Annotated in this window: 19 protein-coding genes; 11 read left to right on the top strand and 8 right to left on the bottom strand. The window is 71.0% G+C overall.

Features of this window, described 5'->3' with window-relative positions; translation table 11 throughout:
* The first annotated feature begins 9 nt into the window (after window positions 1-9).
* Genes ccsA through hemC form a run of 3 tightly spaced genes read left to right on the top strand, consistent with a single transcriptional unit; the run spans window position 10 to window position 3112 of the window.
* The gene (ccsA, locus tag IPL40_09560; GenBank protein MBK8481404.1) at window positions 10-813 is read left to right on the top strand and encodes a cytochrome c biogenesis protein CcsA; all 804 of its coding nucleotides are present in this window, start codon (window positions 10-12) and stop codon (window positions 811-813) included.
* Window positions 810-2192 carry a glutamyl-tRNA reductase gene (locus IPL40_09555; GenBank protein ID MBK8481403.1) on the top strand — a complete coding sequence of 461 codons (1383 nt, stop codon included), beginning with the start codon at window positions 810-812 and terminating at the stop codon, window positions 2190-2192. The genes ccsA and IPL40_09555 overlap by 4 nt, the downstream gene beginning before the upstream one ends.
* Complete coding sequence (hemC, locus tag IPL40_09550) at window positions 2189-3112, top strand: hydroxymethylbilane synthase (protein MBK8481402.1); 924 nt, start codon at window positions 2189-2191, stop codon at window positions 3110-3112. Before IPL40_09555 ends, hemC begins: the two co-directional genes overlap by 4 nt.
* Here hemC and IPL40_09545 read toward each other — a convergent pair.
* The gene (locus IPL40_09545) at window positions 3097-3318 is read right to left on the bottom strand and encodes a DUF4911 domain-containing protein (protein ID MBK8481401.1); all 222 of its coding nucleotides are present in this window, start codon (window positions 3316-3318) and stop codon (window positions 3097-3099) included. The two genes, hemC and IPL40_09545, sit on opposite strands and share 16 nt — an antisense overlap.
* Window positions 3319-3636: 318 nt before the next feature.
* Here IPL40_09545 and ybgF point away from each other — a divergent pair, with 318 nt between their 5' ends.
* The 3 genes from ybgF (at window position 3637) to IPL40_09530 (ending at window position 7123) form a co-directional block, all read left to right on the top strand.
* Window positions 3637-4713, top strand: a complete 1077-nt coding sequence (gene ybgF, locus IPL40_09540; protein ID MBK8481400.1) for a tol-pal system protein YbgF — start codon at window positions 3637-3639, stop codon at window positions 4711-4713.
* 69 nt (window positions 4714-4782) lie between these two features.
* The gene (locus tag IPL40_09535) at window positions 4783-6066 is read left to right on the top strand and encodes a LysM peptidoglycan-binding domain-containing protein (GenBank protein MBK8481399.1); all 1284 of its coding nucleotides are present in this window, start codon (window positions 4783-4785) and stop codon (window positions 6064-6066) included.
* 178 nt (window positions 6067-6244) lie between these two features.
* Window positions 6245-7123: a DNA-protecting protein DprA gene (locus tag IPL40_09530; protein ID MBK8481398.1), complete on the top strand. Its 879-nt coding sequence runs from the start codon at window positions 6245-6247 to the stop codon at window positions 7121-7123.
* Window positions 7124-7177: 54 nt separating this feature from the next.
* On the opposite strand, the gene IPL40_09525 is transcribed toward IPL40_09530, so the two are convergent.
* The 3 genes from IPL40_09525 to IPL40_09515 all read right to left on the bottom strand — a co-directional run bounded on the left by IPL40_09525 (window position 7178) and on the right by IPL40_09515 (window position 8767).
* A complete protein-coding gene (locus IPL40_09525) occupies window positions 7178-7639 on the bottom strand; it encodes an FKBP-type peptidyl-prolyl cis-trans isomerase (GenBank protein MBK8481397.1) in 462 nt (153 codons plus the stop codon).
* A 99-nt stretch (window positions 7640-7738) separates the two neighbouring features.
* Window positions 7739-8404 (bottom strand): hypothetical protein, encoded by a 666-nt coding sequence (locus tag IPL40_09520; protein MBK8481396.1) that lies wholly within the window; start codon window positions 8402-8404, stop codon window positions 7739-7741.
* Between the two features lie 108 nt (window positions 8405-8512).
* Window positions 8513-8767 (bottom strand): hypothetical protein, encoded by a 255-nt coding sequence (locus IPL40_09515; protein MBK8481395.1) that lies wholly within the window; start codon window positions 8765-8767, stop codon window positions 8513-8515.
* A 554-nt stretch (window positions 8768-9321) separates the two neighbouring features.
* Between IPL40_09515 and IPL40_09510 the strand changes: the two genes are divergently transcribed.
* The 3 genes from IPL40_09510 to IPL40_09500 all read left to right on the top strand — a co-directional run bounded on the left by IPL40_09510 (window position 9322) and on the right by IPL40_09500 (window position 11737).
* Entirely contained in the window at window positions 9322-9732 is a 411-nt protein-coding gene (locus IPL40_09510) for a DUF4398 domain-containing protein (protein MBK8481394.1), read from the top strand.
* A gap of 33 nt (window positions 9733-9765) precedes the next feature.
* Complete coding sequence (locus IPL40_09505) at window positions 9766-10812, top strand: OmpA family protein (protein ID MBK8481393.1); 1047 nt, start codon at window positions 9766-9768, stop codon at window positions 10810-10812.
* Window positions 10813-11218: 406 nt separating this feature from the next.
* Entirely contained in the window at window positions 11219-11737 is a 519-nt protein-coding gene (locus IPL40_09500; GenBank protein ID MBK8481392.1) for a hypothetical protein, read from the top strand.
* On the opposite strand, the gene IPL40_09495 is transcribed toward IPL40_09500, so the two are convergent.
* The 3 genes from IPL40_09495 to gshB form a co-directional block, all read right to left on the bottom strand.
* Window positions 11734-13449: a PAS domain-containing protein gene (locus IPL40_09495; protein MBK8481391.1), complete on the bottom strand. Its 1716-nt coding sequence runs from the start codon at window positions 13447-13449 to the stop codon at window positions 11734-11736. The genes IPL40_09500 and IPL40_09495 overlap by 4 nt on opposite strands.
* Before the next feature lie 25 nt (window positions 13450-13474).
* Entirely contained in the window at window positions 13475-14683 is a 1209-nt protein-coding gene (locus IPL40_09490; GenBank protein ID MBK8481390.1) for a type II secretion system F family protein, read from the bottom strand.
* Window positions 14684-14892: 209 nt separating this feature from the next.
* Complete coding sequence (gene gshB, locus IPL40_09485; GenBank protein MBK8481389.1) at window positions 14893-15876, bottom strand: glutathione synthase; 984 nt, start codon at window positions 15874-15876, stop codon at window positions 14893-14895.
* A 216-nt stretch (window positions 15877-16092) separates the two neighbouring features.
* On the opposite strand from gshB, the gene IPL40_09480 reads away from it, so the two are divergent.
* Window positions 16093-16428 (top strand): 4a-hydroxytetrahydrobiopterin dehydratase, encoded by a 336-nt coding sequence (locus tag IPL40_09480; protein MBK8481388.1) that lies wholly within the window; start codon window positions 16093-16095, stop codon window positions 16426-16428.
* A gap of 10 nt (window positions 16429-16438) precedes the next feature.
* On the opposite strand, the gene IPL40_09475 is transcribed toward IPL40_09480, so the two are convergent.
* A complete protein-coding gene (locus IPL40_09475) occupies window positions 16439-17092 on the bottom strand; it encodes a hypothetical protein (protein ID MBK8481387.1) in 654 nt (217 codons plus the stop codon).
* A gap of 222 nt (window positions 17093-17314) precedes the next feature.
* Here IPL40_09475 and IPL40_09470 point away from each other — a divergent pair, with 222 nt between their 5' ends.
* Entirely contained in the window at window positions 17315-18283 is a 969-nt protein-coding gene (locus tag IPL40_09470) for a hypothetical protein (protein MBK8481386.1), read from the top strand.
* Window positions 18284-18325 lie beyond the last annotated feature (42 nt).

Here is an 18325-nt window from a genome sequence, read left to right as displayed (position 1 = left end):
GTGCCCATTATGTTCTACGTCACCCTGGGCCTCTATGGCGCCGCGAGCGTGCTGGTGTTGCTGCGCGTGGTCTCGCGCGGCGACGCGCGCAGTCGGACGCTGACGTTGGCGGGCCGGTCGGTCTTCGGCGCAGGGCTCGTGGCCCAGACCCTGACGACGGGTGCGCTTTGCTTGCAAGGGCTCCATCCGCTGCGCGACGTGGCTGGGGCGCTTCATCTGACGGCCTGGCTGCTCGTTGCGGCCTACCTGGCGATGACCCTGGCGTGGCGCATCGACGTCCTCGGTCTGCTCGTCGGCCCGCTCGCGCTCGCGCTGCTCTCGGGCAGTCGCCTGACGCCGCGTGGCGCGCCGCCGCCGCTCGGGCCGCAAGGCCTGGCGCTGCTGGGCAAGCTCCATCTCACGCTGGTCGCCTTCGGCGTGGTGGCCTTTGCGCTGGCTGGTGCGGTGGCGGCGGTCTACCTGCTGCAAGACCGGGCGCTGCGGCACAATCGCCTCGGACCGCTCTACCGGCGCACGCCGCCGCTGGCCACGCTCGACCACCTGGGCCGCGTCCTGATCGCTGCCGGTTTCCCGGTCTTCACACTCGCCCTGGTCAGCGGGGTGCTGTGGGTGGTGCAGCTGAGACCGACCCACGGTGTGCGCCCGGAACACCTGCTGGCGGGCGTCGTCTGGATCGTCTTCGCCGCGCTGCTCGTCGCGCGTTGGACGATGAGCATCAGCGCACGGCGTGCCGCGCTGCTGACGGTGGTCGGCTTCGCGGCGACCGTGCTGGTGCTCTGGATCTACGTGGGTCGTCGGATGCTCGCGGGATGACCTTCGGTGTCGTGGGTCTGAGCTTTCGTACGGCACCGCTGCAGTTGCGCGAGCGCTTGGCCTTTGCCCCGGCGGAGATCCCCGGCGTGCTGCGCGAACTCTGCGCCGCGCCGACGGTGGCAGAGGCGATGCTGCTCAGCACCTGCAATCGCGTCGAGTTCTACCTGGTCAGCGAAGATCCGGCGCGGGCCGAGCAGACCGTGCGTGAGCTCTTCGCGCGCCAACGTCGCGTCACCGCGGAGGAGCTCGACGGCGCGCTCTACTACCGCTGGGGCGGCGAGGCGCTGGGGCACATCTTTCGGGTCACCGCGAGCCTCGACGCGATGGTCGTCGGCGAGGCCCAGATCATGGGGCAGGTCAAGCAGGCCTTCGCCTGGGCGCGCGAGTGCGGCGCCGTCGGCTCGCGGCTCGGCCGCTGCATGGAGCGATCGTTCGCGATCAGCAAGCGCGTGCGCACGGAGACCGAGATCGCGCGCCATCCGGCTTCGGTCAGCTCGGTCGCCGTCGACCTGGCGGGTCGGATCTTCGCCGACCTCGTCGACCTCACCGTGCTGGTGGTCGGAGCCGGTGAGATGGCAGAGCTCGCGGTGACGCATCTCGTGGCGCAGGGCGCGACGCGGATCCGCGTCGCCAACCGCAGCCTCGAGCGCGCCCAGGAGCTGGCGCGGCGCCTCGGCGGCGAGGCCGTCGGCCTCGAGACGCTCGCGCATCAGCTGGAGTGGGCCGACATGGTGATCAGCTCGACCGGCAGCCCGCAGCCCCTGATCGATCGCGAGTTGCTCGCGGGCGTGATGCGGCAGCGGCGCTCCCGTTCGCTGCTGGTGGTTGATATCGCCGTGCCGCGGGACGTCGACCCCAAGGCGCGCTCGCTGCCCAATCTCTACCTCTTCGACGTCGACGATCTCGAGCAGGCGCTCGCGGCGAACCTGCAGGCGCGGCGGCGCGAGGCGAAGGTCGCCGAGCGCATCGTCGAGGGCGAGCTCGAGGGCTTCGATACCTGGCTGCGCCACCAGGACGTGGTGCCCTTGATCAAGCAGCTGAGGGCGCAGTTCAGCGCGGTGGTCAGCGCCGAGGCGCAGCGCGCCGCGCGGCAGCTCCAGCTCGAGCGCGAGGAGCAGCGGGTGGCCCTCGACCGTCTGGCCAACGCGATCGTCAACAAGCTGCTCCACGTGCCGACGACCGCGTTGAAACAGTACGCTGCGGCAGCCAACGGGGTGCCGCTGCCGACAGCCACGCGGCAGTTGTTCGGCTTGCCGGAGCCGGCGCTCGGCGAGCAGCCGGAGCCGGCGCTCGGCGAGCCGCTGGAGCCGGCGTTGGTCGAGGCCGCGCCACCCGCGCCCGGGGCGGGCGAGCCTGGCGAGGAGGAGGAGCGCAAGTGAACGCGGTGGTGATTGGCACGCGGGGGAGCGCGCTGGCGTTGTGGCAGGCGCGGCATATCGCCGACCGGCTGCGCGCGCTGCGCCCTGGGCTCGAGGTGCGGCTTCAGGTGATCAAGACCCAGGGCGACAAGCTGCTCGACGTCCCGCTGGCGCAGGTCGGCGGCAAAGGTCTCTTCGTCAAGGAGCTGGAGGACGCCTTGCTCCGTCGCGAGGTCGACCTCGCCGTGCACTCGATCAAGGATGTGCCCGCGACGCTTCCGGCGGGGCTCGAGCTGACGGCGATTCCGACGCGCGAGGATCCGCGCGACGCGATCGTCTCGCGGCACGGTGGCCTGGCCGCGCTGCCCGAGGGCGCGCGGGTCGGCACGGCGAGTCTGCGCCGTCGCTGCCAGCTCCTCGCGGCCCGCCCTGACCTGACGATTGCGCTGCTGCGCGGCAATGTCGACACGCGCCTGCGCCGTCTCGACGAAGGCGCCTTCGACGCCATTGTCTTGGCGGCGGCGGGCCTCAAGCGGCTCGGCTTCGGCGCGCGCATCGCCGAGTGCCTCGATCCGCCGTGGTTGCCGGCGATCGGTCAGGGCGCGCTCGGGATCGAGACCCGCTGCGACGACGCAGCGACCGTGGCGCTCCTGCGACCCTTGCATGACGAGGCCACCGCCTGCTGTGTCCGCGCCGAGCGCGCGTTGCTGGCCCGTCTCGGTGGCGGATGCCAGGTGCCGATCGGTGGGCACGCCACACGGGTCGGTGCGCACGAGCTGCGGCTCGCGGCGCTCGTTGGTCACCCCACGGGGCAGCCGATCTTTCGCGCGGAGCGCAGCGGTCCGGTGGCAGCGGGTGAGGCGCTCGGCGAGGCCTTGGCCGAGGACCTGCTGGCAGCGGGTGCTGCGGCCGTGTTGGCCGAGGTCTACGCGAGCGCGTGATCGTCGCCGACGGCGACGAGATGCACCTCCTCGGCCAGGGCCCGCGCGAGCGCCCTTGCCTCGGCGCAGCGACTCCGTGGCACCGTCCAGCGGATCTCGGCCCGGCCGGCCTCCGAGTCCATCTGCGCCAGGCCCTCGTAGGCCTCGAGCAAAGAGCGCACGTAGCCGATCTCGGCGCGTGGAAGCGCGAAACGCCAGCATTCCACGTCCGGATCAGCCGCTGGACCGTGCCAGGATGGTGCGGCTTGGCGCTGCTCGCGGGGCCCGCTGGCGACTTTCTTGGTGGCCATTGCCCTGCGACCCTATAATGGCGGTTGCTCGACGGCCAGATCAGCACGCGATCAGCAGGTGGGCGCGGCGTTCATGCGGCGGCCTGGCGCGGGTGCGCGTGCGGGCGCCCGTGCGGGTGCCCGTGGGCGGACCGGCGAGCTTGAGGGCCGCGCGAAGCGATGTCGAGCTGGCTCGGGCCGAAACTCGGCCGAAACGATGTCGAGCCGGCTTGGTCGAAAAAGGGGCGGGTGGTGATGGACGGGCGCGGCGCGGTGGTGGCGTGGCTGGTCGGCGTCGCGTTGGCGCCGCAGGGCTGCGCCGCGCGCGCGACGCTGCGTGCCGACGAGGCGGGGCGCCTGGCCCGCCGTCTTTCGGAGTTCGAGGGCCGCCTGAGCGCGCGCGACGATCGCGTCGAGGAGCTCAACCAGCGGGTGTTTCTGCTCGAGGACATGTTGGACACCACGCGGGTCGCGCTCCAGCGGCGTGGCGGCGACTCCGTCGGAGAGGGCGCGCCAAGGCTGCCGGTCGTGCGCATCGGCGCGCCGGCGGCCGCCGATGGGCCCGGTGACGGCGAGCAAGCGCCGGCGGCCGCGCCGGTGAGGGCAGCGGCCGCGCGCTCGGGCCCGTCGGACGATCGAGGGGCGGCGCGTGACACGCGCAGGATCCTCGACGATCCGAGCCCCGAGGTGGACGATTTGGCTTTCGGCGCGGCGACCGCTTCCGCGGAGAGCCGACCGGAGACGCTGGTGGCGAGCGAGGCGGTGGCCTACGGCGGCGCGGCGCTGCGCGGCGGGCCCCGGCCGCTGCTGCGACTGCACGGCGCGGGCGGCTCCGGGAGGGGCCAGGCGGCGCGCGACCCGGGAGAGGCGATGAACCTGGCCGCCGTCGACGAGACCCTTCCCGTGGTGCCGGTCGCGCGGCGCCCGGTGGTGCATGCGGCGGCGCGCACGTCGGATGGCGAGGCGATGCACCTCTATCAAGGGGCGCTGGCCAGCTACCGTGCCGGCCAGCCGGCGAAGGCCGCCTTGGGCTTTCGTGAGTTCGTGCGGCGGCACGGCCAACACGCCTACGCTGACAACGCCCTCTACTGGCTCGGCGAGTGCTTGTACGACCAGAAGCTGCACGCCGAAGCGCAGAAGGTTTTTCGACGAGTGATCGCGCAGTACCCCGGCGGCAACAAGGCCCCCGACGCCTTGCTCAAGCTCGCCTATAGCTATCTGGCGCTGGGAGACCAGCGGCAGGCCCGCGTCGTATTAACGCAGGTCACGCAGACCTATCCACAGAGCGAAGTGGCGCAGTTGGCGGCCCGCAGGCTGTCCGCGCTGCGTTGAGGCACCGCTGCCCGGCGGTGGTGTAGAGCGGAGGTGAGCGCCGTGAGACGAGGGGCTCTAGCGTTTGTGATGTCGAGTGCGCTCGCGCTGAGCTGGCCCGCAGCGCAGGTCTTTGCCCAGCAGGCCGGTGCGGGGGACGGTGAAGCGATATCCGAGCCGGCCTTGCCGGACAACCCGCAGTCACCGCTGGACTTTCAGGGGGCTGCGACGCCGCCGAGCGGGACGGGTGAGGCCGCTGCAGGCGGCGCGGGCAGGGGCGATGGGAGCGCGGGCGAGGGGGAGGGCGCCGAGGCGTCGCCAGGCGGCTACTCGGGCGGCGACATGATCATCGGTGATACGAATCCGGCGCTCTACGGCGGTGCGATTGACCGCGCGCGGGCGAGCGGCGCCTTGCCCGAGACCCACACCGTGCGCGCCGGCGAAAGCCTTTCCTCCATCAGCGAGCAGTACCTGGGCGACGCGAGCGCCTGGCCGCAGCTCTGGGCGCGGAACAAGGCGATCACCAATCCGCATTGGATCTATCCCGGAGACCAGGTGCGCGTGGCGCTCGGCGAGGGTCGGGCCCCGGGAGCGAGGGGCCAGGCTGGCCCCGGGTTGGCGCCCGCGGGTGGCGTTGGCGACGATACGGCGACGCCGGTGCGCCGTTCCGCCGGAGCCTGGCGCGGCGGCGGCAGCGAGTTGGTGCGCCAGCGCGCCTTCGTCGATCCCGTGCAACTCGCCGCCGCTGGTACCATCGCCGGGACGGCGGTGGAGCGGGCGATGCTCACGCTGCACGATGAGGTCTACTTGACGGGTGGCGAGGGGTTTCGCCCCAAGCCTGGTACCGCCTATACGATCTTCGAGCGGCGGCGCGAGCTTCGCGATGGCGGCCGGATCGTCGGCTACGTCGTCGAGGTCTTGGGCGAGGCGCGCGTCAAGCGCCTCTCCAAGACGGGCGTCGCCACAGCAGAGATCGTCGACGTACTCGCCAACATCGAGCGCGGGGCGCTCGTCGGTCCGCTGCGCCGCACCTTCCGTCGGCTCGAGCCGCGTCCGGCGCGGGAGAACCTCGAGGGTCGCATTGTCGGCCATCTCCTGCCCAAGACCATGATCGGGCCCGACGAGCTGGTCTTCCTCAACCGCGGGCGACAGGCGCATGTGGAGCCGGGCAACCGCTTCCTCGTGCAGCGGCGTGGCGACGGTCAACGAAACATGTATCAGGACTTCGAGCGCGACACCGAGGTCTTCCCCGAGGAGACCGTGGCCGAGATCTCCGTGATCGAGGCGCGCGACGAGACCTCGATTGGGATCGTCACGCGTGCCACGCGTGAGCTGCGCGAAGGCGATCTCGTGCGCCTCCGCCGCGGCTACTGAGGGCGACCGCAGGCGGCTGGGCGCGCGGGTAGCGGCCGCGCTTCAAAGTCCCGTGGGGCTCACGCCCGCCAACGCCCCCGCGACTTCCTCTCGCGGGTCAGCGGTCGAAGCGATGGTGCCCTGCTCCTGCGGCGGACCTTCGGCGCAACGCCCGAGGGCGTGGCGCCGATAAGGTCGCGTGCGCTTCCTCGCCGCTGTCCTGCTCCGCTCCCATCCGCACTACCCGGCCGCCATAGCACGCCTGCCGCGCCCCCCCGAGGCGCTCTTCAGCTGTGGCGCCACGTCGCTGCTCGAGCGTGAGCTCGTCGCCATCGTGGGTGCGCGCGCGGCGCGGCGCGCGGGCGTCGACGCCGCGGCACGGTTGGCGGAGGACTTGGCGGCTGGTGGCGTATCGGTCGTCTCGGGCGGGGCGATCGGCGTCGACGCGGCCGCGCATGAGGGCTGCTTGCGCGGGGGAGCGGGAACCGTCGTGGTGCTGGGCAATGGCATCGATTGCCCCTATCCCGAGCGCAATCGATCGCTCTTTCGGCGCTGCATCGAGGGTGGTGGTCTGCTCTTGAGTCCCTTCCCGGCGGGCACGCCGCCGCGGCGCAGCCACTTCCCCCAACGCAATGCCCTGATCGCGGTGCTGGCTCGTGTGGTCGTGGTGGTCGAGGCCGGTCTCTCGTCGGGCGCGCTTCAGACTGCGTCCTGGGCGCGAAAACTCGGGGTTTCCGTGGCGGCCGTGCCTGGCTCACCGGGCACCGGGGCGCTGATCGCGCGGGGCGCAGTGGCGGTGGAGACGGCGGCGCAGGTCTCCGCTCTGCTGGCCGGAGCGCTGGCCTCACCGGTGGTGCGCTCCGAGGTGCTGCTCGACGACGACCAGCGGTGTTTGCTCGCCCTGCTGCGGGAGGAGGCGATCGCGGCGCCCTTCGACCACTGGGTGAACCGCGCCGGTATCGGGCCGGCGCGGGCAGCGATGGCGCTCCTGCGCCTCGAGCTCGAGGGCTGGGTCAGCCTGGCGCCCGGTGGGCGCTACGAGGCCCTCGTCGACCCAGCTACGCCGACGAGGCGTTGAGCAGAGGAGGCCCAGAGGCGGGCGAGAGGCGCGACTGTCGCGCCGGAACTCGCCTCAGCCCGGCGGCGGTGGCGGCGGCACCTTGGGGTCGACGATCTTCAGGATCTTCAAGGCGTAGGAGAGGTCCTGCTCGGCGAGCGGGTGGAGAAAGCGCACCTGGATGCGCTCCCCGTCCACGCCCAGCACGACGAAGGCCACCGGCCGACCCTGCGGGTCCTTGGCCTCGAAGCGTTCTCCAACCTGCGGCGTGGCGCCCGGCGGGAAGTGTCTGCGCGAGAGCGCCGTCGTCGGCAGCGAGGAGCCAGCGCCATAGGCCTCGGCCGCTGCAATGACGCCCTTGCGCTCATCGCCGACGACGAGGCCCTCGATGCGTCGCTCGAGCGCGGGCAGCATTCTGCCGTCGCCGTGCACGTATTCGAGCGGCCCGGTCTCTGCCGAGCTCTCGATGATCTCCTGGCTGTCCGCGCGGGCGAGCTGATACTCGAGCGTCACCCTCAAACCCTTGGCTATCTTCATCGCTGCTCCTCAGCGCGCGCCGCGGCCCCATCGCCGAGCCGGAGGATCACGCTTCGACCGCGAGCGCGCCGAACACGTTGGCGCGAGCCGTCCCAGAGGTCAAGGCTGCGCCCCGCCGTCGATCCAGGCGGCGACCGCGTGGAGCTCTTCGTCGGTCAACGGAGGGCCTGTGGGCGGCATCGGCAAGCCGCGAATCGGCGCGCCCAGCAGCAGCTTGCGCAGCAAATAGCTGCGCGCGTGGTCGCCTGGCGCCACCCGCAGCAGGTCGCTCTGGTCGCTGGCGACGTTGCGCAGGTCACGGAGGGCCGCTGCCGCCGACGAAAGGTCGAGTCTAGCGCGCGCGACGGACGCGCTGTGGCAGCTGTCGACGCAGCGCGCCGACCAGAGCGGCTGCAGCTCGGCCAGTCCGCCTGCGGGCTTCGCCGGCGCGCGCGGCTCGCGCCTGCTGCCGGTGGTGAAGGTAAAGGTCACGGGCGCGGCGAGCTGGCGCCCGTCGAGGGCACGCAGATCGGTGCCCACGGTCAGCCGGTAGTCGAGGTGGGGGCGCAGCACCACATCCGGCAGCGCGCGCAGCCGCCGCTCCAGCAAGTCGACGACCAACCTGACGCTGCTGTAGACCAGGCCACTGCTCAGGCCGACGCTGCGCTCGCGCAGGGCCTCCGCGGCGATCGGGCGACGAGAAGTACAGGTCGATGGGGCCGTCGATGGCCACGTCGTTGGCGCCCGCGACAGGAACGCTGCGCTCGAAGCGCAGGGCTTCTTCAACGAAACCGTAGGGGGCCCCGCCGTCGCGGGTGCAGGCGGCGCCGCAGGTGGCGGCCAGCAGCGCGAGCCGAAGGCGCCATGGGGCGGCGTGGAGCCGACGCGGCGCGGCTAGGACTCGGCGTAGGTGCGGATCTGATTGACCACAACGTCGCCGGTGATCCCGGTCGCCAGGTACTCCTGCAGGCAGTCGGCCAGCACGATCATCATCTCCGAGACGCCCCGCTCCTCGACGAGCTTCGAAAGCACGGCCCGAGCCTCCGGGCTGTTGTCGTCGCGCAGGTAGTCGCGAACCATGTCGAGCGTCAGGTCGCCCTGGAAGTCGAGGATCAGGTTTTCGAGCAAATAAGCGACGAGCCTTTTCAAAGGGTCCTCCGAAGTCTGAGGTCGCGAGCACTGCGCCTCCGTGCCACGGCGCGGATTCGCGCACGGCGGCTGACGGCATGCTGCGGCGAGACGAGTCGCGATCGTTTCCAGCCGGGCCGTTCTTAACGCATCCGATCGGGGGCCGCAAGCCAAGATCGGCCGGATTCGCAGGTAGTTCTGAGCGGCTGACGCTGGTCCGCGAGCGCCCCCGCGACGACCACCTTTGGCGGAGCTTCGGCGGACCTGCGGCGGACGCGACCGCGTCCCCGGGGCACTTGCGCGGCGGCGTCCCCCCGAGGGCTCCAGCGCCGGCGCGCGCGCGCCGCAGCAGTTCTTGACGCCGGTAGGCGTGGTTGCTAGCGTCCCCGACGATGCGATGGCTCCTCAGCGGCGTAATTTCGCCGCCTTCACCTCAGCGTAGAAGGTTGGGTCGCTGCGGCTCCCTCGCCCATACAGGCCAGGGGAGCGGGCACAGCGCGCCGGTCGACGTGGCCCAGCGGGCGTGCCCCGCGCTGCGACGGTCGGCCCCTGGGGGCTCGGCTCCTGGCAGGTGGTTGTCGGCCGGCGACCGGTTGGCAGGACGATTCGCGCGGACCCGCGCCGCGCTGGGTTTCGTCTCACTGTTTTTCGTCTCACTGGCGGGCTGCGGGCCGATTGGCTACTTGCAAACCGTAACCGTCGACGCGCGCGACCTGGTGCAAGACGCCGAGGACGCGGGGGCTCGCGAGCTGGCGCCCTACGAGTACCACGCGGCGTGGGAGTACCTGCGGATGGCCCGCGAGTTCGGGGCGCGGGCCGATTTCGAGCTCGCAATTGATTACGGCAAGCGCTCGGCGCGCCTGGCGCGCGAAGGCCGGCGCCGCGCCGCACAGGTGGCCCGTGATCGGCGCGAGGTGGCGGCGCGTCGGCAGGGCGAGCGCGAGCGCAAGGCCGCGCCCGCATCCGACACGTCTCCCGCTCGCTGAAGGAAGCCGATCGTGCAACGTCCCGTTGGCGTCTTGATCGTGTGTGCGCTGGCCGTCGCCGGCTCTGCTTGCGTCGGTCAGCAGCTACGCCCCGAGGCCGATCAGGTCCAGGAGCTGATTCGCCGCGCGCGGCGCAATGGGGCCTATAAGTGCTCGGCACGCTACCTGGCGCTGGCGGAGGTCAACCTCGCGCGGACCCGCGACGAGATGGATCTCGGCAACTTCGTGCCGGCCCAGGACCACCTGGCGGTAGCGCGCGAGAACGCCAAGCTGGCCTTCGACAACTCGCCGCCGGACCAATGCAGCCGACCGCCCGACACCGACGGCGATGGCATCTTCGACCGTGACGATCAGTGTCCGCGGGTTCCCGAGGATAAGGATGGCTTCCGCGACACGGATGGCTGCCCCGAAGCTGATAACGACGGCGATGGCATCCCCGACGTCAAGGACCTCTGCCCCAATCATCCGGAGGACATCGACGCCTTCGTCGACGATGACGGTTGCCCCGACCTCGACAACGACAACGACGGCGTGCCCGATGCGCTCGATAGCTGCCCCGTCCGACCCGAGGACCACGACGGCTTCGAGGACGAGGATGGCTGTCCGGACGAGGACAACGACAAGGACAACCTCCCAGATCTCGTCGACCGCTGCCCGGACCAGGCGGAGGACTACGACGGCGAAGAGGACGAGGATGGCTGTCCGGATCGCTACCGCCTCGTCGTCGTCACGCAGACCAAGCTCGAGCTGAAGCAGAAGATCCACTTCGCTACCGCCAAGACTCGCATCTTGCCGATCTCCTTTCCGCTGCTCAACGAGGTGGCGCAGGTGCTGCGCGATCACTCTCGCCTCTGGGTGCGGATCGAGGGGCATACGGATAGTCGCGGCGCGGCCGACTACAACCGAGGGCTCTCGGATGGCCGCGCGAACGCCGTGCGCGCCTACCTGATGGGTCAGGGCGTGAGCGCAGAGCGGATGGAGGCGATCGGCCACGGCGAGGACCGGCCGATCGCCGCCAACCGCACCCACGCGGGCCGCGCTGCCAACCGGCGCGTCGAATTCTTCATCACGCGGCGCTGACCAGGGCAGGGCCGTGATGCCACCGAGCCAGCCTCCGGCCCAAGGCGTGCTTCGCCGGCTGCGGCGGGGGATCGGGGCTGCCTCGCCGCGGCGAGCTGGGCGCCGCCCCTGGCCGCGGCGGAAGACGCCTTCCGGGGGTCGTCTCGGGGGTCGTCTCGGGGGTCGTCTCGGGGGTCGTCTCGGGTGGTGCGCGCTCCTTCTCGCGGGTGGTTGCATCGTCGGCCGTCCCGACCCCGCGGGGCTCGGCACTGACGGTGGGGTACCCATCGACGGCCCACCGCAGCGCTGCGCCGCCACGACGCCGAGCGCCTGTGGTTCGGCGGGCCGCTACTGCGCGGCGAGTGTCTGCGCCGCTTGCCCGCCGGGGAGCTTCAACTGCGATGGCCTCGGCGGCTGCGAGAGCGCCTTGAGCTGCGAGGGTGCGCGCTGCGACCTGATCTTCGTCTGTGCTCAGCCCGCTCAGTTCTGCAATCCCTCCACGGCTCGCTGCCAGCGCTGTGTCGCCGGATCGTTGAACTGCGATGGTCGCGACGACAATGCCTGCGAGCGCGACGGCCCGAGCTGTGCTGCCTTGACGCCCGATCTCGGCTTGCCGCAGCTGCTGCGCGACGCCGGGCTACTGCTCCAGCCCTGCGAGCCGAGCTCGCTGACCGCCTGCGGCGGCGACGGGTTCTACTGCAGTCCGAGCTTCCATGAGTGCCGGGCCTGCGACCCCGGGATCTTCAACTGCAATCGAGGCGTCGCCGGCGGCAACGACGACGGCTGCGAAAGTCGGGTCGCGTGCTGCAGTCCGGACGTGCGGGCGAGCTGCGGCTCGACCCGCGACTACTGCCACGCGCAGGCGCGAAGCTGCCGGTCCTGCGAGGGTGATTGGTCGAACTGCGACGGCCTTGGCGGCTGTGAACGGCTGGGTTTTTGTTTCTAGGCCGCGGCGCTCGGTGCGGGCACCCGGGGCAGCGTGATGCTGAAGGTCGTGCCGTGCCCCGCTTCGCTGACGACTTCGATGCTTCCCCCGTGGTCCTGGACCGCGCGGTGGACGATCGCCAGCCCGAGCCCGGTCCCCTCGGCGCGGGTGGTGAAGAAGGGCTCGAAGAGCCGCTCCCGATGCTCCGCCGCGATGCCTCGTCCGCGGTCGCGAACCTCGACCAGGACCTGCTCATCGCCGAGCGGGCGTACGCCGACCGTGACGGTAGCGTGCTCGCCGGCCTGCCAGGCGTTTTGCACCAGATTCCACAGCACGCCGCGCAGGCGGTCGCGATCGCCGCGTACCCATAGCGCGCAATCGGAGGTCTCGACGACCACGCCTGGGGCGTCCTCGGCGACCAGCAGACCGCGCAGCTGTGCCGCGTACTGCTCGACCTCTGCGCCGAGCTCGACCGGCTCGAAGACGGGCGCTTCACGCGGGCGCGTGTAGTCCAAGAGCTCGCAAACGAGGCCGTTGAGGCGCTCGATCTCGCGCAGGGCGATGTCCATCAACGCGCGGTTCTCGCCCTCGAGCGCTCGCTCGCCGCGCAGCAGCTGCAAGGCGCCGGAGATCGAGGCCAGGGGGTTGCGAATCTCATGGGCGACGCCAGCGGCCACGCGGCCGAGGGCCGCGAAGTGCTCCGAGCGTCGCATCGTCTGCTCCATCTGGCGCAGACGGGTGAGGTCCTGGAAGTTGAGGATGTGGCCGATCACCTGTTCGTGACGGTCGGCGAGGGTCGAGACGGAGACGCCGAGGACGAGCGGCTGACCCTTTGCGCCCGGACGGAGCGTGACCTCCGCTCGCTGCACCGGTTGGCCGTTGCGCAGCAGGGTGGCGAGCTCGGGGGCCAGCGCCGAGAGCGGCTGATTGAGCAGCGCGCCCTCGCTGCGCTGCAGCAGCTCGCAGGCGGCGTCGTTGCTCGTCAACACCTGCCCCCCCTTGTCGACGGTCAGAAGACCGCTCGTCAGGCAGCGCACGACGTCGCCGTAGATGGCCGCGAGGTCGGCGATTTGGGCCTGCTGCGCCTCGACCTGCGTCGCCGCCTGGCGGAGCTGCTCGGCCAGGTGCTCGGCGAGGGCTGCGATGGCGAGCATCGCTGAACAGCTGATCGCGAGGCGGCGGGCGACGGTGGTTGCCGGAAGCTGCCAGGGATAGCTGCTGAGTCCGGGGAGCACGGGCAGCCAGCGCCAGTACCCGAGCAACACGGTGGCGATCAGCAGCGCCGAGCCGGCGAGCGCGGTGATCAGCGCGCCGCGGCGCCGCAGCGTCAGGGCGGCGGCGATCGGGCTCAGCAGGAAGAAGAGCACGAAGGCGCTCTCGGCCGAGCCGGTGCAGTGCACCAGCACCGCGCTGGCGAGCAGGTCGACGACGATCTGCGCGATGGCCATGTGCCGCAGGTCGCGGGTGCGGCGCAACCAGAGCGCGTAGAAGATGCTCAGGACGTAGATGCTGGTGATGAAGACGAAGAGCGCCGCCACGTAGGCGCCGGCCAGCTCCTCGGCGGCGCCCCAGACGACGTGCACCACCACCGTACCGCCCAAGAGCAGCGTGTAGAGCACCACGCGCAGCAGCATGACCGAGGTCAAGCGGCGCAGCTGTTTGACGCGGTCGGGCTTGGCGCTGAGCGTCGGGCCGATCGCGGGGAAGAGCGCGGACTGCGTGCGGGAGATCATTGTCGGCCGCGCGCGGGTGGCGGGGCTAGCCGCCGCGGATCGAGCCACCGAGCTCGAAGATCGGCAGATACATCGCGATCAGGATGAAACCGACGACGCCGCCGAGGACGACCATCATCATCGGTTCCATCAGGCTGGTCAGCGCGGCGACGGCGACGTCGACCTCCTCCTCGTAGAAGTCGGCGATCTTCTGCAGCATCTGGTCCATGTTACCGGTCTGCTCACCGACGGCGATCATCTGCACGACCATCGGCGGAAAGGTGTTCGTCTTGCCCAGCGGGCCGGCGACGTCCTTACCCTCGGCCACCCGCGCGCGCACCTCGTTGATGGCCTCTTCGATCACTATGTTGCCGGAGGTGCGGGCGCAGATCTCCATCGAGTCGAGAATCGGCACACCACTCGCCAGCAGCGTGCCGAAGGTCCGTGAGAAGCGGGCGACGACCATCTTTCGCAGCACGGAGCCGATCAGCGGCAAGCGCAGCAGGATGATGTGGGCCAGCCGTTTGCCTCGTCGGGTGCGCATCGCCGCGACGTAGCCGACGGCGATCGCGGCGCCGCCCATGAAGATCAGGTGGACGTTGCTGACGAAGGCACGGCTGAGCGTGATCACCATCTGGGTCAGCCCGGGCAGCGCGCCCGCCCCCATGTCGAGAAACATCTTCTCGAACACCGGAATGACCTTCCAGAGCAGGATCACGATGACGATGACAGCGACCGCCGAAATCGCGACCGGGTAGACCATGGCCCCCTTGACCTTGGCCTTGAGGCGCATCGACTTTTCCATGTAGATGGCCAGGCGGTTGAGGATCGTGTCGAGCACGCCGCCGACCTCGCCGGCCTGCACCATGTTGACGAAGAGATCGTCGAAGATCCTGGGATGGCCGCGCAGGGCGTCGGAGAGGGATGCGCCGCCCTCGACCCGCTCGCGCACCCCCGCCAGGAGCTTGCCGAAGGTCTTGTTGTCGGCCTGGTTGCCGAGGATTTCCAGGCACTGCACCAGCGGCAGCCCCGAATCGATCATCGTCGCGAACTGACGGGCGAAGACGACGACGTCGCGCTGGGCGATGCCCGTGCCGATCTGGAGGCTGATCTCGCGTGGCTTGCGTTTGATCTTGCTGGCGACGATGTTCTGGTCGCGCAGCCGCTGAACGACGGCGGCGTCGTTGGGCGCCTCCATCACGCCCTGCCGGGGCTCTCCCGTGCGCGTTCGCCCCTCCCAGGTAAAGATGCTCATCGGGTGCCTACCTCCCCGGCTATCGTGCCTGATGTCGTCCCGGAGCCAGCGAGCTTACCTGAGTCCGCGTCGCGCCGCGAATCTCCGCGCGCGTCGCGCGGTGCGCGACAGGACGGTGCCGGGCGCCGGCCTGGACGTCGCACCGGAGGCGCGGTCGCGGGCGTCGTCCAGGGCGCCACGGCCACTGGCTCGGCCGTCGCGCGGTCCGCTCAGCCGTCGACCCCGGGCGTCGTGGCTGGCGCTCGCGCGGCGAGGCGGCTGGCGATCGCGTCGAGGAGCAGCCCGGCGATGTTGAGGCCGAACTGGCGATCGAGCTCGCGGATCCCGGTCGGGCTGGTGACGTTGATCTCCGTCAGGAAGTTGCCGATGACGTCGAGGCCGACGAAGAGCAGGCCACGCTCGCGGAGGGTCGGACCGACCTGCTCGCAGATCCAGCGCTCGCGGGCGCCGAGCGCGCGACCCTCGGCGCGGGCGCCGGCAGCCAGGTTGCCGCGCGTCTCACCGGGGGCTGGAATGCGCGCCAGCATCCACGGTACCGGCACGCCGTCGACCAGTAGGATGCGCTTGTCGCCATCGCTGATCTCGGGGACGAAACGCTGCGCCATCACCGTGCGCGTGTCGTGCTGGGTCATCAGCTCGAGGATCACGCTGAGATTGGGGTCGTCGGCGCGGACGCGGAAGACAGAGCTGCCGCCCATCGTGTCGAGCGGCTTGATCACGACCTCCTGCTCGCTGGCGGCGAAGGCGCGCAGGCGCGCGCGCTCGCGGCTGACCAGGGTGGGCGGCGTGCATTGCGGGAAGGCGGCGATCGCCAGCTTCTCATTGTGGTCGCGCAGCGCTTGTGGCCGATTGACCAGCAGCAGGCCGCGCCGCTCGGCGAGCTCGAGCAAGTAGGTGCTGTAGATGTACTCGAGGTCGAAGGGCGGATCCTTGCGCATCAGCAGCGCGTCGAGCGTGGTCAGTCGCGCCGTCCGCTCGTCGCCGAGGGTGAACCAGCGCTCCCTATCGTCGGCGACGCTGAGGGGTCGCATCCGCGCCCAGGCCTCGCCGTCGCGGGCGAAGAGGTCGCGCTGCTCGATGTAGGCCAAGGCCCAGCCGCGGCGCTGCGCCTCGAGCGCCATCGCCAGGGTGCTGTCCTTCGAGGGTTTGATCGTGGCGATCGCATCCATCACCACGCCGAGCTGGATCGTCATCGCTTTGCCTCGGGCGCGGGGGCGCTGGGGCTGAGGGCCGTATCGCCGGGGGGCACGAGGTTGCCCTGCCTAGGGCGTATGCTACACGCAGTCGTGGCGCGGCGACATTCCCGCGGCGCCGGGAGCGACCCAATGCACGACCCGACGCGCGACCCGATGCACGACCCGATGCACGACCCGATGCACGACCCGATGCACGACCCGATGCACGACCCGATGCACGATGACCTCTGCCAGCGTAGCTGCGAGCCTTGCCGCGGCGGCGTGCCGGCCCTCAAGGGCGCGGCGCTGGAGGCGCTCGCGCGGCGCCTCGACGGCGGCTGGCGCGTCGTCGAGGCGCACCACCTGGCTCGCGACTACGCCTTCAGCGACTTTCGTCAGGCGCTGAGCTTCACCAACGCCGTCGGCGAGCTGGCGGAGCAGCAGGGCCATCATCCGGAGCTCTTGCTTGGTTGGGGCAAGGTCGGCATCACGATCTGGACGCACAAGATCGACGGGCTGACGGAGAGCGACTTCGTCCTCGCCGCCAAGATCGATCGCCTCGCGCGCTAGGCGCGCACGCTCAGTAGCGATTCGGGCGATAGCGCGTGGCGTAGGCCATCACGCCGAGCTCGAGCAGGACGCCCCCCCCTGGGTTGATGTCGCCGCGGGCGCCGTGGATCAGGTTGAAGAAGGGCCGGGCGGCGAGGAAGAGGGAGAAGTTACGTCTGTCGCTGTTGAACTCGACGCCGAGCCGTACCGGCACGTGAAAGGCCCAGGCCTCTTCGCTGGCCCTGCGACCGGTTGGCAGGGCGTATTCGTGCGTGGCGAAGCTGAAGCCGAGGCCCGGGGCGACGAAGAGCTCGACGGCGCCCGGCGCTGAGGGGTGGAAGCCGAGATAGACTTCGCCGGCTGCCAGAAAATAGTCCTTCAGCGCGTTCGACGCCGCGATGTTGCCGACGGGTATGCTGGCGTCGAGCGAGAGCTGATCGCCGAGAAAGACCTTGAATTCGACGGTAGGCAGGAGGAACGCGACCGGACTGGCGTCGAGGTCGGTGAAGTCGAGATCGAGCCTGGCCGCGCCCACGCCGCCAGCGCTTCCCGCCCCGAAGGTCCGGTGACCGACCGCGTACTGGGCCCCTGCTGGCGTCGCCGCCAGCACGCCAGACAGGGTCAGCAGGCCTGCGAGAGCTCTGCGCCCAAGGCGTCCGCGCGTGAGAAGGCGAGGTGGGCGCATCGAGGACCTCCTTGGGTTGCTTCTGCGCCCACGGGGGGGGGGCGCGTACGGAGCATGCTGGCTCCTGCGCGGGACTGTCAATCGCGGCGGCCAAGCTTGCGGCGGCCGAGAGCGCGGTAGCCGAGCTCGCGGTGGCCAGGCCGTGTCGCTGCGTCGACCCCGGCGCGAGGCGCTGCGCGCGGCGATTGACGAGCAGCGGGCGCCAATGGGAGAAGGGCCGCTGTGCGACTGGTGATAGCGACCCTTGCGCTCGTGAGCGCGTGCGGCAGTCGAGCCGTCTCGGTCTCGGCGCCGCCGGGCGAGGTCCTCGCTACGCCCCACGCCGCGGACGCGGGGCCGGCACCGCGCCCGGACGAGACCCCAGCGCAGCTGTGGGCGGCGCTGCGGCAGCCCTTCAGCGCTTTTGCTAGGCAGCTCGGCCCGCATCGGCTGCGGATCCACTCGCGCTTGGTGCGCACGGTGCCTGGGCGGCCGGTGGTCGAGGTCGCGCAGACCGTCGAGCTCTCCCTCGACGCGGGCGGCCGCCTCTGGGTTCGCAAGGACACCCACGACCAATATGGCCTCGAGCTGCGCTGGCTCGACGGCTGGCTCTATTTGCGGCAGCGCTGGAATCGCTTCTTACGCCGACGGGCCAGCGATCGGCAGGAGCCCTGGCGGCTGGCCGACCGGGCCTACGGCCTGCTGTCTGACGATCTCGAGCTGCTCGAGCGCTTCGTCGCGCTTGACTCAGCCCGAGCGGTGACCGTGCTCGGTCGCGCCGCCTGGCAGGTGGCGCTGCGCCGCGCGGAGCATCCGCCTGCCGCTTTCGTTGGCGGCGTTGGTCGGTCCGCGAGCGCGGCCGCCCGACGCTGGCGCCGGTCGGTGCAGGTTGAGCTGCTGAGCGGCAGCGTGTCGCTCGACCGAGCAACCGGTGCGCCCATGCTGGCGCGGCTGCGCGCGCGCTGCAGCTTCACCCTGCCCGCGGGTAGGGCGGGACCGACAGGCATACCCGCGCCGGCCGGCGCGGGCGCGGCGCGTGGCCGGCTCGATCTCGAGCTCGAACAAAGCATCACCGAGCTGGGGAGGGCGGGCGTCGTCGCAGCGCCGCCCGCCGAGGAGGTCGTCGCCGCGGTGCGGGGGCGTCGCCTGGAGCTCGAGCGTCAGATGGTGCTCGGTGAGCGTCCGCTCGACCCGGCCTGGCCCGCGCTTTGAGCGGGCGGGTCCTGCTGGCAGGGTTGCCCCGGGGGCCCCTCG

The sequence above is a fragment of the Pseudomonadota bacterium genome, assembly GCA_016711215.1.
Lineage (GTDB): Bacteria > Myxococcota_A > Polyangia.
The sequence above is the reverse complement of the archived record's forward strand: the minus strand, read 5'-3'. Positions and strand labels throughout refer to the sequence as shown.

Bases quoted from the DNA above. Each gene is read 5' to 3' on its own strand.
- IPL40_09475 (MBK8481387.1), bottom strand. From the start codon at position 17,092: ATGCGCCCACCTCGCCTTCTCACGCGCGGACGCCTTGGGCGCAGAGCT.
- ybgF (MBK8481400.1), top strand. From the start codon at position 3,637: ATGGACGGGCGCGGCGCGGTGGTGGCGTGGCTGGTCGGCGTCGCGTTG.
- gshB (MBK8481389.1), bottom strand. From the start codon at position 15,876: ATGACGATCCAGCTCGGCGTGGTGATGGATGCGATCGCCACGATCAAA.
- IPL40_09480 (MBK8481388.1), top strand. From the start codon at position 16,093: ATGCACGATGACCTCTGCCAGCGTAGCTGCGAGCCTTGCCGCGGCGGC.
- IPL40_09490 (MBK8481390.1), bottom strand. From the start codon at position 14,683: ATGAGCATCTTTACCTGGGAGGGGCGAACGCGCACGGGAGAGCCCCGG.
- IPL40_09535 (MBK8481399.1), top strand. From the start codon at position 4,783: ATGTCGAGTGCGCTCGCGCTGAGCTGGCCCGCAGCGCAGGTCTTTGCC.
- IPL40_09555 (MBK8481403.1), top strand. From the start codon at position 810: ATGACCTTCGGTGTCGTGGGTCTGAGCTTTCGTACGGCACCGCTGCAG.
- ccsA (MBK8481404.1), top strand. From the start codon at position 10: ATGTTCTACGTCACCCTGGGCCTCTATGGCGCCGCGAGCGTGCTGGTG.
- IPL40_09525 (MBK8481397.1), bottom strand. From the start codon at position 7,639: ATGAAGATAGCCAAGGGTTTGAGGGTGACGCTCGAGTATCAGCTCGCC.
- IPL40_09495 (MBK8481391.1), bottom strand. From the start codon at position 13,449: ATGATCTCCCGCACGCAGTCCGCGCTCTTCCCCGCGATCGGCCCGACG.